Annotated in this window: 10 protein-coding genes and 1 pseudogene; 4 read left to right on the forward strand and 7 right to left on the reverse strand. The window is 56.8% G+C overall.

Going from position 1 to position 11,667, the window contains the following annotated elements:
• Nucleotides 1-139, forward strand: a pseudogene (locus tag N826_RS42520) (hypothetical protein); the annotation flags it as partial.
• 1,259 nt (nucleotides 140-1,398) lie between these two features.
• Nucleotides 1,399-2,190, forward strand: a complete 792-nt coding sequence (locus N826_RS36995) for a hypothetical protein (protein ID WP_044437486.1) — start codon at nucleotides 1,399-1,401, stop codon at nucleotides 2,188-2,190.
• Between the two features lie 178 nt (nucleotides 2,191-2,368).
• Here N826_RS36995 and N826_RS37000 read toward each other — a convergent pair whose 3' ends face one another.
• A complete protein-coding gene (locus tag N826_RS37000; protein ID WP_044437487.1) occupies nucleotides 2,369-3,223 on the reverse strand; it encodes a hypothetical protein in 855 nt (284 codons plus the stop codon).
• Between the two features lie 25 nt (nucleotides 3,224-3,248).
• Complete coding sequence (locus tag N826_RS37005; protein ID WP_044437489.1) at nucleotides 3,249-3,527, reverse strand: hypothetical protein; 279 nt, start codon at nucleotides 3,525-3,527, stop codon at nucleotides 3,249-3,251.
• A gap of 303 nt (nucleotides 3,528-3,830) precedes the next feature.
• Here N826_RS37005 and N826_RS37010 point away from each other — a divergent pair, with 303 nt between their 5' ends.
• Together N826_RS37010 and N826_RS37015 are read left to right on the forward strand one after the other, a co-directional pair.
• Nucleotides 3,831-4,226 (forward strand): hypothetical protein, encoded by a 396-nt coding sequence (locus tag N826_RS37010; protein WP_044437490.1) that lies wholly within the window; start codon nucleotides 3,831-3,833, stop codon nucleotides 4,224-4,226.
• 128 nt (nucleotides 4,227-4,354) lie between these two features.
• The gene (locus N826_RS37015; protein WP_044437492.1) at nucleotides 4,355-4,975 is read left to right on the forward strand and encodes a hypothetical protein; all 621 of its coding nucleotides are present in this window, start codon (nucleotides 4,355-4,357) and stop codon (nucleotides 4,973-4,975) included.
• 259 nt (nucleotides 4,976-5,234) lie between these two features.
• On the opposite strand, the gene N826_RS37020 is transcribed toward N826_RS37015, so the two are convergent.
• The 5 genes from N826_RS37020 to N826_RS46195 all read right to left on the reverse strand — a co-directional run bounded on the left by N826_RS37020 (nucleotide 5,235) and on the right by N826_RS46195 (nucleotide 11,647).
• Nucleotides 5,235-6,332: an IS1595 family transposase gene (locus N826_RS37020; protein ID WP_044437495.1), complete on the reverse strand. Its 1,098-nt coding sequence runs from the start codon at nucleotides 6,330-6,332 to the stop codon at nucleotides 5,235-5,237.
• A gap of 384 nt (nucleotides 6,333-6,716) precedes the next feature.
• Nucleotides 6,717-9,641: a zinc dependent phospholipase C family protein gene (locus N826_RS37025; RefSeq protein WP_169789492.1), complete on the reverse strand. Its 2,925-nt coding sequence runs from the start codon at nucleotides 9,639-9,641 to the stop codon at nucleotides 6,717-6,719.
• A gap of 289 nt (nucleotides 9,642-9,930) precedes the next feature.
• A complete protein-coding gene (locus N826_RS37030; RefSeq protein WP_044437498.1) occupies nucleotides 9,931-10,428 on the reverse strand; it encodes a hypothetical protein in 498 nt (165 codons plus the stop codon).
• A gap of 155 nt (nucleotides 10,429-10,583) precedes the next feature.
• Nucleotides 10,584-11,336: an IS1595 family transposase gene (locus N826_RS37035; protein ID WP_147041227.1), complete on the reverse strand. Its 753-nt coding sequence runs from the start codon at nucleotides 11,334-11,336 to the stop codon at nucleotides 10,584-10,586.
• 50 nt (nucleotides 11,337-11,386) lie between these two features.
• Nucleotides 11,387-11,647 (reverse strand): transposase, encoded by a 261-nt coding sequence (locus tag N826_RS46195; protein ID WP_084721513.1) that lies wholly within the window; start codon nucleotides 11,645-11,647, stop codon nucleotides 11,387-11,389.
• Between the last annotated feature and the right edge of the window lie 20 nt (nucleotides 11,648-11,667).

The following is an 11,667-nucleotide window of genomic DNA, read 5'->3' on the forward strand; positions in this document are numbered from 1 at the left end:
TGGTTGCGGCGTGATGGACGCGACCAAGGATAACCGTGTCGTCGCTACCCACGGCGACATCAAGGCGGAGGTCAATCGCGGCCTGAACTGCGTCAAGGGCTACTTCCTATCCAAGATCATGTACGGCCAGGACCGGCTGAGATCGATCGCGGCCCGATGACCGTCCTCGACGCGTTGAAAGATCAGGACGCCGTCTTCTCCCGGCGCGGGCTCGTAGGCTCGCTCCGTCAGGTATTAGCCTGGTCCGAATCTTCGGGATGTCTCGGGTATTGGTGATCGCCGTAAAGAGAAAGTGAGCTTGGTTGCGAATGCATTTAAGCCCAAGAAAGCATCCCCGGTCGTCGAAAACCTGGAATGACTGGATCTCCCCGTCGCCGTCGTATGCGTCAGCACCGCGCAGATCGGCCCGCCGGTGGAGTTCAATCGCGAACGGCGCCTCGCGCTCTTCCCACGTGCGCTGAATAAATGAAAAGCCGAAGTTGAACCGTCCGCGCCGGACGATCCCTGGCGGGTCGATGTCGGCTGTCTCGGAAAGAAACATCGCAGTCCTCCCTCAGTCTGCAGCCACGCTCCGACTATCTGGCTCGAATCGGCGGGATACAGATGTCCGGCGGCGCCATGTTTCGAAAAAGACGGACATACACTATCGCCCCCGCAAGGATGGGGAGTGGGTTCGGAGCGGGATTTGGGTTTAAACCTAACGCCGTTCCCGGGAGTTAGGGGTCTGTTAGGCCCGGCGTTACATCACTAACCCTATGATAGATATAGATTTTATTAGGATAGGTATAGGTATGTAACGCTCTTCTCGTATTTTGACTCGTGAAGGATTTAGAAAAAAGAATCGTTGACCGTGATCGGATCCTGAGACGTATCAAATCTTTTTCTTTTTCTATATTTTGAATCCCTGGTTAGGTGCGTTACACCGTTACATCGTAGGAAAATCAATAAGTTAGCGTTTTCTGCGAGCGTTAGTTCATGACTCGGAGCGGCGAAAGGGCCAGGTTCAAGCGGAGGCTCGGCTCCGACGGGGCGACCAGAGTGGACCCAGTCATCGCCGGTGGGATGGCCGCGATACCTGTCGCGCTGTCGTAGTGAAGATACGTGTGGAAACTGGCCATCATCGATTAGGAGCAAATCGTCGCTTCCGTCACACGCTGACGAATGATCCGCGTCCGGGAACCTCCATCGCTATATTCTTCTCGTTATTTCCATAACTTAAATTATGCAACTCATCCAAGACTGTAACTTCGGGCCGGAAATACTCTGACAGAGGCGCAAGCACGGCTCCACCCTACCCCCATATCACCTCACGTTGGCAACCTGATGTTGACAGTCGCCGCATGCGCCTAGACTACTCATGGCCGTAATACTCGTTTGACGGAACGTGGGCGGAGCAATATGCGGCTAATTGACCAGCAACCGATATTCGATCTTGACGCATGGGATTCGTACCGGAGCGACGAAGCCGCGATCCGCGCTGCCGAAATCGGTGCCGGTGCCACGATCAGGGCGGCCGAGATGGCGGCGGAAGCTTCCCGCGAGGCAATGAACCTGGGATACAAAGCGGCCCTACTGGCGGCCAGCATGACGATCGTTGCCGCAGTCATCGCCTACGTGGCGGCTATGGCTTCCGTCAGGCGGCAGACCAAGCTCGAGACAGCGAGACATAAGGCCGCCGTATCGGGATACCGCCGCATGCAGTTTGGTGTACTCGCCGACTACCGGAAGAGCCTGGATAAGTTCGGGGCCTCGATCCGCCTCGAAATGTTCGACGAGCCCCACGTCAAAACGTTGGATCTCACCGAGTTTTCAATGGCTTACCTGGAAGCGATCGAGATTCCGTCCGCGTGGCTGACATCCGAGTGGCGAGAGCACACCCTGCTGGGGGAAGAATTTGCCGACCTCCTGGAGGAGGCCCGGCACGCGATGCACGACCTTAACAAGAAACTCAGGACCTACCGCAGAGCGTTCTTCACGGAAGAAACAGACACCACGGCAGCGCGGGCTTTCCTTCCGCTCATGATCCAGGACAACGAGGTGTACAATTTCCATGGCCTGCCGCAGCACGAGTACCGCAAGGTCTACGACCAGAGCATCTACGACGCCTGGCGCTCGGCTGAGGGAGCTCTGGATCGGCTGGCCGGCATCCTAAAGCCCATTCCAGGAGGATTTAGCCGGATTTTCCGATAAAAGGTTGCGAGCCTTTCTTGAGCCTCCTGATTTACCAGTGCTTGACATACGATCTACTCCACTCCGGCCGAATTGATTACCGCTAGCCCAGCCCTGCCGCGAGCCTGACCCAAGGATTTTCTAGAATGCTGCGTCAGGGCTACTGCGTGATGTACAAAAGCGGTTCGGGTTGATCGCTTTATGCCGGGCCATGCTTGAGATAATCCACAAGACCCTCAACGTAAGGCCTCCCTGGTTTAATCAGAACAAGTCCGTCACCATTGCCGCAAGATTTTTTCAGCCGAGCCACCCACAAATCAGCATCATCGCGCTCCTCGGTGAATTCCTCTCTCACTTCGATGCTGGTCCTCAGGGCGCACAAAGCGTACTTCGTGGTGGATAATTGTTGTATGAGGGCCGTTTTCATTACCGGCCTGATAGCCTCCTCAAAAGCATCGAGGTTTTTTTCAATGTTTTCCGGAGCGCCATAAGAATTTATGAGTCTGTCTGTTCGCTCCTGATCGTTCATCATCGCTTGCATCAACTGCAACTTTTGATAATCGAGAGATAGCAAGAGCGAGATTTGTGGGGGAAATCTGGATATGACCTCGGGCTCTTTGACAAGCTCGTTGAATATGGGTAAATATAGCAGACGATTAGAGGCATCAACCTTTTTGGATGCATTGTTGTATCTTTTTATTAGACTTTTTGTTGCAGCCACGACTTCTGGATTAAGGCCTCGCGTTGATTTTTCTAATTCTTCCATGCCCACAATAGGTATGTCGTTCTCGCTCTTGCTGGTATATAACTCGAGCTCAGTGGCTCTGAGTAGCGCCATGACCTTATCTCTGCCCTCCTCATCCCGATCGTATTTGCCCTGAGCTAAAGCAAAAACAATTGCAACAAAAACGCCAAAAAAATTGACGATCAATTCCGACGATCGTTGTTTCCAATTTTCCCTATTAAAACGGACTTCGACACCGATGATGGCGGCGCACAAAACAAAGAACAACAGCAGGAATTCCCACGGATGTCCTGCTAAAAAGTCCATCATGACCTTCCTTCTGCTGAATGAGCATTCAGCTCGATCCAGCCTCACCCGATCCTAACTTGATTTCTCTCGCCACGGAGCCCTCGGATCGCGATTGTGACATCCGCTGAGACAGACTGTCGGTTTGCCCATTGGCGATCCAGGCGGAGGCTTTGGGCAACAGGTCGGTGACGTGTGCGGCCTTGGCGCCGTCCAAGCCGAGTTCCTTGACTAGACCATTTATCTGCTCAACGCGCATGACCTGAATTCGGTTTTTTGCCGGGTTGGCGAAGCCGCTCAGATATGTTTCGTTGAGCATGCTCGTCATCGCGCGTCCTCACGGCTTGCACAATCCTGATTAAGCTGTATCACAGATGTATAGGCGTGATCAAGCATCGCTGTCTGAAGTTGCGGCTACCGCCGTCAAATGAAATTAGACCAATCCGACCACCTGCACCCAGCCGAAGCCATAAAGCTCCCAAGGGGCTATGCATCTCTTATCCAGCTCCTTCCGCTTGAGTTTTGTTGGGTTACGCTTACGATGTCGGGCATGGAAACAAAGGCAGCTTCCGCTAATTATCTCACCCTCCGCTTCGCACCCTCCCCCACCTCCTTGCTGGAGGTGTCGCTCATGGCGGCGCGAACCGGCGATTACCCGGCGGCCATGAAGGAATTCATCGACCACCTCATCGGCGTCGCCGACTGGCGTTCGGGCGATCCGTCCGTGTCGTCGCGTGTCTATGACGCCGCGCCGGAACCCATCCGCAACCCCGTCCTGATGGCGCATCTCGGGGGCATGGCGGAGCATCTGGCCCATCTGTCGGGCCGGCCCGGCCCGGACTGGTGCGAGCAGCCGGCGTTCTTTCTGGACCGGCCGCACTTCCAGGGCGGTCGGAATGCCCGCCCCTTCATGGTCGATTTGACGCCCCTTGCGTTCGCCCGGCGGAAGCTTTTCTGCGGACCCGTTCTGGAAAAGCTGCATCAGCAATTACCCAGCTTTACCGTCGCGAAAAGTAAAGCGGGGTAGTTGGCGGCCAAGATCGCTCTGGGCTCATTCCTGCCGACCCTGCCGACGCGAGGGCACTGGACAATCTCCGGGACAGACTTCAGACTCATGCTCGAAGATCGCACGCGCGAAACCATGGAGGTGAGGCGGTGAACCAGGAACTGCGGGTGTCGAAGCGCGGCAATACCATGATCGATTACAGGCGCCGCCACGTTCCGGGACCGGATAGACTGCGGGAGTTCCTGGCGGACCCGCCGGAAGGCCTCGAGCTGCAGGGCGGGCACTTGGTCCCGCTACGGCCACTCAGCGCCTACCGGTCGCGGATGATCGCACGGATTGGCGGGCTGCTCAGTCGCCACCTGCTGAGAACCGGCGAACCGCTTCGCCTTGGACTCTCCGTGCACGCCAGCCCGTATGGCGAGGACAGCTGCCTCGTCGTCGATCTCGCGGTCACAACCGATCCCGATTGGTATCACCCGGCCCATCCCAGGCCAGTCCTGGCGATCGAGATCATGAGCGGAGAACCCGAAGAGGACGGGTTGGCGATCGGGCGCCGCCTGTTGCGGACCGGCTCACTGAAGGAAATCGTCGTCCTTCACGCGGACCTGCCCCTCGCGATGGTCTGGCGGACCAAAACGCGCCGAGCGATGGTGGGCGGCCCGGCCGATCATCCGGATTTCGTGACGGGACCAATGAGGCTCGACAGCATCGGCCTTAATCTCGACATCGGGGCGATCTATCGGAACGAGCGGACTGGAGCGCTGGCATGATCCGCAAAAGCACGCCAGGATACATCGATATCGCTGAGGATCTGCTGCACGACATCGATCGGATCGATGCAGCGCGCGATCCCGGCGAGGAGAAGATCGAGGACCGGGCGATGGCGAGCCGGATGCGGAAGCGGGGCTGCGCGGAAGCTGAGATCGTCGAGCTATTCGGCTACAGCCCAACGCCGATTCCGCCGAGGACCAGGCCGGTAGGCCAGAGGCCATGGTCAAGTGAAGGGCCGAAGCGGAGTAAAACCCGCCTTTATATCCCAAACACAGGCTGGATGACGAGAACATCGACGCTGCCGTTCTTTGTTCGCCGCATTTCGCGTCCCAGCGCTCCGCGCAGGAGCTTGCCCATTTGCTCGATCGGCGGCACGCGTTCCCATATATCGCGCAGCACGACGCGTCCTTTTCTGGTTTTGCGCGGCGACTTGCCGGCATGGATGCGCTGCCGCCAGCGCCAGGAGACTTCGTCGAGATAGCGCGGCGCATGGACGGAACTGATGTGATGGAAGACGCCGACCACGGTCCGGCGGACGCGGTCATTATACCCTTCGGCGGAGTTGGCATGCACTGTGCCGCGGACGAATTCAGTGGCGCCGTGGTTGACGGTATCATGGGCGATGTGCCCTGAGGCCGCGACGGCGATACCGGCGGCGCTGTCGGACATCACGTGGGCATCCTTGTTGGTCATCCCGTCGAGCGCCGCCGACAACGCCGCCGCCGTCTGATCCGGGATCGGTATGGCCATCGCTTTAGGCTCCGGCTCGTTGTCCATCGGGTCCCGGCTGTTCGGGCGTTCGACGGCCACTGCTACTGGTGTCTTGGTGGTATGGCCCTGCTTGCCCTTGCGCGCTTCAGGGTTCGACGGATCCTTGCGCGGCGCACCGCCGACCATCATGACGTCGAACTCGACGGTGCCGCTCAGGCGCTGGACCGAGGCGGTCAGTACCCGGATGGCATGGCCGAGCCGCCAAGCGGTCGGCTGCGACACGCCGATGGCCTCAGCGAGGCGAGGCGACGAAATGCCCTTGTCCGAGTGCAGGATCATCCACATCGCCATCAGCCACTTGCCGATGGGCAGTTTGGTCGAGTGGAGCGGCGTCCGGGTGGTCGCGGTGAACTGGAAGCGGCAGTCGCGTTCGGCGCACTGACGCAAACCAGCCCGCACCGTCCCGCCGATCGCACGGTCAGCCAGGGTGTAGGAGTGCAGGCTGCCGCAGTCCGGGCAGACCGGGCCGGACGGCCACACCATCGCCTCCAGGATGGCGCGGCAACGATCTTCATCGGCGAAGGCGACCGCCGCCTCAGAAACCGTGCGCACGCTCTCGAACAGGGCCTTCAGATCGACCGCCATAACCGCCTCCCGCAAAAAGCGCTAAAACGGCACACTACCACTATTTTGCTGCGTTTGGGATATAAAGGCGGTTTTTTCTGTCTCGGGTATCTTGATTGATTGTGAAGGGATTAACTATGCGGCGCGATCGTTCTTCTGTTCGATGAGTTTGGCACCCGTCAGATGACGTGTGAATAGGTCTTCACAGGACTATGACGGACAATAGGTCGATCAAAAGATTGAGGTGCCAATCGGCACGGTGCCAATTTGTATTTCGCGCCTACCACAATTGCTACCTGAACGATCATGTCTGAAACCGTATGGCTCACATTTGTTCGCTTAATCCATGATGGTAATCTGTTTTCTCGAGCAAACAATGCGTGATGAAATAATCTGGCTGGCCGATCAGCGGTTGCTTGCAAGGGTGTCCGCCGATGTCTCCTGAGGTTTCCACGGCAGACGCGGCGACCAGATGAAGGCGTCGGTCGCAATGGAGCGCCGTATCGCCAGGTCACGGGCTTCCTCTGCTCTTGCTTTCGACGTGCATGCCGCGACCATAGTGGTCCAGTACCGGTTCGAGTTTTGTGGCTCCCACACTTCAATCAAGTGGTCGGGGAAGCGCGTGTTGTTCGCCTCGGCATGGCGGCTTGCTCCATCCTTCGTCGTGAACGATCCGACAACCGTCCAGTATGGAGACTCGCCGGCTGTCGCCTGTGTGCGATCGCACTGGAAGTAACGATCTTGGTACGAATTCCGATTTGTGAATTCGAGTCTAAGTGCCGGTCTCGCGGCATCGGCGACGACTGCGCAGGTAGGATCGCTCGATCTTATGCTTCCGTCGATATTCTGCGTTGCGGGGAACGGATTCTGCGGACAAGCAGGAAATCGGTATTGAGGCCACTGCAACTCGCGACGGTCCCCGAGAGCGCCAATAACTCCATCTGGAAACAACACCTGGAAGACGCGTTCGCGCAGGAACGGATCGACCCAGAAACGCAGACCCTTCGACTGGTCCAGATTGTAATCATAGCCATAATTCAATTTGCCTGGCTTGGCCGCTTCCACTCCGGCTTTCCGTGGCCAGGGAAGTCCGTAAGCCTGCCATTGATGATTGCCGTCGATGCTGCGCACCATATTGTACAACAGCGTGAAGTTGCCGGGATTGTTCGGGTAGATTGCAGCGCCGTAAACAGGAGATCCTTTCACGCCTGAAAGATTTTCAGCAAGTCGATTTAGTTGGTCAGGGGCGAGAAGGCTCAATTTGGCCAAAGTTACCGAGTGGCGCAAAGGGGCGAATCGGTCCGGATCCAGTTTACCGCCGCTGATCGTCATATCCTTCTCAACGAGATCCGCCGCATCGTCAAACTCCAGCAGGTTTTTGCCGGAAGTATCATTGGAGAATACCTCGACCAGCTTGCTGCGAGTTGCATTCTCCGGGGACGACAGAAGTAACAGGAAGTCCGCCGTTGTTTTATCTGTCAGGAACGCGAGCAAGGCGAATTCAGCCTTCTTGAGTTCCGGCTCAAGGCGCTTCATAACCAGCTTCTGGGCCTCTCGTGAGGGTGCAATAGCCCACCGAAGAATTTCGGGTAATGAATCGATCGCCCGGTCGTACTCTTCCCGGACTTTGTCAATCCCTTCGCGTACCAAGCACCCAGCCTGACCCAGTTCCTTGGGGTGGGCGAGGAAAACCTGGCCATAACATTTGTACCAGGTCCAGTATTCATCAATGGGATTGCCAGCGTTCAGCAGCATCGCCATCCCGGCTGAATGGCTCGACTTGATATACTGCTCGGAGGCCACGTTGATGTCAGAATTCCAGTTTCGCAGGAACAGCGTGATCAGATTATACTTATCGACTGCGCGTTTGATTTCATCGACGATCGCTCCTACGCCGTCGAGCTCTGCTTGGATGCGTTCGACGACTTTCTGCGCTTCGCCAACTCCTTTACGCGCTTCCTTTACCACTGCCTCCTGAAGATCGAGTTCCGCCTTTGCGGCAGCTTCAGCGGCTTGGTAAACGCCGTCTGCAATCCCGCGGATCGCCGCGTCATGAGCTTTATCGATCTCATTTATCACATTCTGCGTTGTGTCGCGCGCTTTTTCGGCCTCTTTGACAGCCGCATCGGCAACAACCACGGCATTGTTCAGCACGTTCAACCTGTTTTGCGCCTCTGTGATACTATTGACCAAGTCATTGCATTCATCCAGGAAACCTAAAAATGTGTCACATACAAGATTGCCTAATCTATTGTTGAATTTGTTAATTTCGTTCTGGATGCCGCCGCCTAACCTGGCGGCATCGGCGGTTGCCTTGGTCAAGGCGTCTGTCGCGTCGGATAGCGCCTTTACTTGAATAGCCAGTAGCGCTTTATGCGGGCTTACCAGCTCAGGGTAATTCCTGATTATATCTCTTGCGCCGTTGAGCGCTCTCAGCGCTTCGTCGTAGGCCGCACGGCGGATTTCAAGAAGTTCCTCATGTCCTTTGAGTGCGAGATCCGCCGCATCAAGAGCCGTTTTACCAGTTGCAAGATCGATCTGAAGTTCGAGCTGTTTCTTGAAATAGTCGGCTCCGAATCCGGTAATCCGCCCGATAGCGTCTTGAGTCAGCTTGTCAGCATCCTCCACAGCGGTCCTGACGTCGAACATGGCAGCAAGATGCTGCGCGGTACTGACCTTCCTGTATTGACCGGCAACCGATGGGTTCAGGATCAGCGTGTCGCGTGAGAAACTTGTTGCCGTAGCAAATCCTGAAGACCATGGTATCGGATTTCCGGCGACGTCCCGCATATCGGGAGTAAGGGATTCAATGTATTTTTCAAGGACGAAGTGCCGCCGCTCCACCTCAACCTCGCCGTCGGTAAGCTCAAAGATGTCCCCTGCGTAGGCATTCACGTAAGTATGGGCGAAGACATCGCCGGCAGCATGCGCGGCAAAGCCATAGGCGAAGGCCCTTTCCTCGGGGTCATCAGCCGCTCCCAGTATATTCCTGAGCCAATCGTCGGTTTGCCAGCCGCCTGCCAGACCAGGGTGGGTTGTGGTTTGTCCGACAACAGGATCGGGAAACACATCAGGTCCCAAGCTGCCAATCCTGTAACGCTCCGGGTGGGATGTGATCGCGACGGCAACATCCTGTGGAATCGGGTACGCCTGTCCATTCAGCGTCACAGCGCCGTCGCTTGTGACATCGTTGATGACTTCCTGAGCAATCCAAGCATGAGTTTTGAGTCCCCAGGCTAAAACCGGTTTGGCTGGCAAGCCGACAAAAATAATGCTGGTTGATAGGAATGTTGTCAGAAGAAGGTGTCTTGGGAATGTTTTGTTAGCCACGAGGCCATCCTTATGCAATAAAACGTTTAAGAAATGACATGGAGAACAACAAACTTCCAGAGCGAAAAGGATACGCACTGTAGGGGGTAGTGACGGTCAATTTTATCCAAAATAAGGAATTAACTGTTGGCTTTTTGTGGCTTCTGGATTGCGGCTGTCACGGAATAGATGCTGTTGAGCTGCTGAATTTCAGTCTATTTTTTTCCAAGGCTTGTTCAGAAAAGTGGACGGAGCTGGGCCAACCGACCTTGCAGGGTCCGTCCCTGTCGAAGTCGCGATGTCCACTATATTACGGCAGCTGTTCCAGGCCGCCGCGGCTGATTGTCCTGCTGATCCTATCCGCGATGCCGGGGCTGCCGTTTCCAGATCGTTGATAGGCTGTCAGGATTTCCCGCATCAGGAAAGCGTCCATACCGTCTTTGAATCTCTGGTCCTCGGGAACGACAGCCATTGCGACAGCGGCATGAAATGCCGCTTCACTTCCAGCGCCTGGATCCTCGGAAATCTCCGAGTAAAATTTTGCTAGGCCAACATGTTCCAGCATCGATCCGTGTCTGATTGCCCTATTTGGCAGCGAGAGTATTTTCCGGATGTTCGTTTCACGATTACTGCGGCCTAATCGTTCGATGTTGTCCAGCAGATATGTCCCGAGCAGATAATCCGCTTCTCCTTCACCATCGTCACCCGCAAAGGACAGCAGCTTCGCGTAGGTGGCGTCATCAATCAAATCCCTGACTTCCGGTTCCGCCTGAGCGGTTTTGACAGTCAGCAGATCACCGACCGGCATGCCACGGTCAGCCGCTTCGAGGAAGAAGCTTATTGCCCGTTTGGGTTTCCTAGTCGGTCCTTGAGCCAGAAGAGTGTGCGCCAGACGCAGGATCGCTTTGGGATAACCAACTTCGGCGGCCTTCAGGAAATATGAGGAAGCTAGAATTTCCGCCTTTATATTCCAAACACAGGTTGGATGACGAGAATATCGACGCTGCCGTTTTTCGTTCGCCGCATTTCGCGTCCCAACGCTCCTCGCAGGAGCTTGCCCATATGTTCGACCGGCGGGACGCGTTCCCAGATGTTGCGCAGCACGATGCGTCCTTTTCTGGTTTGGCGCGGAGACCTGCCGACGTGAATACGTTGCCGCCACCGCCAGGAGATTTCGTCAAGGTAGCGCGCGGTATGGGCGCAATTGATGTGATGGAAGACACCGACCACGGTCCTGCGGACCCTGTCATTATAGCCTTCAGCGGAGTTGGCATGCACTATGCCCCGGACGAATTCGGTGGCGCCGTGGTTGACGGTGTCGTGGGCGATATGCCCGGAGGCCGCGACGGCGATGCTGGCGGCGCTGTCGGACATCACGTGGGCATCCCTTTCGGTCATTCCGTCGAGCGCCGCCGACAGCGCCGCCGCCGTCTGGTTCGGGATCAGCATGGCCATCGCCTTGGGCTCGGGCTCGTTCTCGACCGGGTCCCGGCTGTTCGGGCGCTCGATGATCACCACTACGGGGGTCTTGGTCGTATGGCCCTGCTTGCCCTTGCGCGCGTCGGGATTCGACGGGTCTCTGCGCGGTGCGCCGCCGAACATCATGACGTCGATCTCGACGGTGCCGCTCAGGCGATGAATCGAGGCGGTCAGCACCCGTACGGCATGACCGAGCCGCCATGCCGTCGGCTGCGACGAGCATATCGCCTCGGCCAGGTGCTATGATGAAATGCCTTTATCCGACTGGAGGATCATCCACATCGCCATCAGCCACTTTCCGATTGGCAATTTGGTCGAGTGGAGCGGTGTCCGGGTGGTCGCGGTGAACTGGAAGCGGCAGCCGCGTTCGGCGCACTGAGGCCAAGCCAGATCGAGCCTTTTTGCCCATCGTACGGTCGGCCAGGGTGTAGGAATGCCAAGCTGCCGCAGTCGGGACAGACCGGGCCGGACGGCCACACCATCGCCTCCAGGATTGCGCGGCAGCGATCCTCATTGGTGGTAAGCGTAGCGTAGTTGCACTGGATCAAGCGTTGACAGCGGGTTTCCA

The sequence above is a fragment of the Skermanella aerolata KACC 11604 genome, assembly GCF_000936425.1.
In the GTDB taxonomy this organism is placed as follows: Bacteria; Pseudomonadota; Alphaproteobacteria; order Azospirillales; family Azospirillaceae; genus Skermanella; species Skermanella aerolata.

Bases quoted from the DNA above. Each gene is read 5' to 3' on its own strand.
- N826_RS37000 (WP_044437487.1), bottom strand. From the start codon at position 3,223: ATGATGGACTTTTTAGCAGGACATCCGTGGGAATTCCTGCTGTTGTTC.
- N826_RS37005 (WP_044437489.1), bottom strand. From the start codon at position 3,527: ATGACGAGCATGCTCAACGAAACATATCTGAGCGGCTTCGCCAACCCG.
- N826_RS37020 (WP_044437495.1), bottom strand. From the start codon at position 6,332: ATGGCGGTCGATCTGAAGGCCCTGTTCGAGAGCGTGCGCACGGTTTCT.
- N826_RS36995 (WP_044437486.1), top strand. From the start codon at position 1,399: ATGCGGCTAATTGACCAGCAACCGATATTCGATCTTGACGCATGGGAT.
- N826_RS37030 (WP_044437498.1), bottom strand. From the start codon at position 10,428: ATGCCGGTCGGTGATCTGCTGACTGTCAAAACCGCTCAGGCGGAACCG.
- N826_RS37010 (WP_044437490.1), top strand. From the start codon at position 3,831: ATGGCGGCGCGAACCGGCGATTACCCGGCGGCCATGAAGGAATTCATC.